This window comes from Streptomyces muensis (assembly GCF_021474425.1).
Taxonomy (GTDB): Bacteria; Actinomycetota; Actinomycetes; order Streptomycetales; family Streptomycetaceae; genus Streptomyces; species Streptomyces muensis.
Genome location: NZ_JAKEIP010000608.1, coordinates 1 through 877, shown reverse-complemented (window position 1 = coordinate 877; position 877 = coordinate 1). Strand labels below are relative to the sequence as shown.

Here is an 877-nt window from a genome sequence, read left to right as displayed (position 1 = left end):
GGTCTTCGACGGCTGGGGGGTGGGGGTCAGCGTCGGCGTCGGTGCCTTCTCCTTCTTGGTCTCCGAGTCCCAGTTGACCACCTCCAGCTGGGGCTCCGTCCTGGAGGTGTCGATCACCCAGTGCTGGGCGTTGTTGTCGTCCTCGCGGCTCTTGAGGACGAGGGCGCCCGAGCCGTCCGTGGCGGCGGGGCTCAGGGCCAGGTCCTGGTCGAAGCGGGGCACGAGGGTGCCCTGGAGGGTGAAGTCGTAGCGGACGTTCTTGGTCTCGGAGTCGGCGGCGTTGGTGCAGGGCGCCAGCCGGACCGAGTAGCCGAGGTGGGAGTCGAGGCAGAGATCGGGGTCGGCGACGCTGCGCGCCAGTCCGTCGGTCTCGTACGACCACTGCTGGCCGGGCGCCGAGGAGCACTTGGTGAGTTCGGTCTCCGCGTCCTCGACGGCCTTCTCGCCGACGATGCCGACGCAGAGTCCGGAGCCGATGTTGTGCAGCCGGCCCCGCAGTTCGCCCTTGGCCGCCTCGGCGGCGCCGGCCCAGGACGGGTTGCTGGTGGCGGAGCCGGCGTCGGAGTCCGGCGCCTCGGTGGGGCGGTCGTTCGCGGCCGGGGCGGGCGCGTCCTCGGAGCCGCCGGACGACCACAGGACGAGCGGGAGCACGACCAGGGCGCTGACGGTCGCCACGGCCGCGGTGAGGTTGCGGCGCCGCGTGGCACGGCGGGCGGCCTTGAGCGCCGCACGGCCGGTGCAGGTGCGGGGGTCGCCGGCCTGCGGGGCGGTGGCGGGCTCGCTCCGGCGGGAGGTACGGCGGGCAGATCGGCGCGCGGCGCGGGGACCGGCCGGCGACGCGGCGGGTACGCCGGTCGCGGCGGTCTCGGCGGTGAAG

At 74.8% G+C, this 877-nt stretch carries 1 protein-coding gene; it reads right to left on the bottom strand.

All coding sequences use genetic code 11. From position 1 onward, the window contains the following. A partial coding sequence (locus L0P92_RS44685) for an RICIN domain-containing protein (RefSeq protein WP_234768846.1) occupies positions 1-877 on the bottom strand: 877 nt, incomplete at both ends.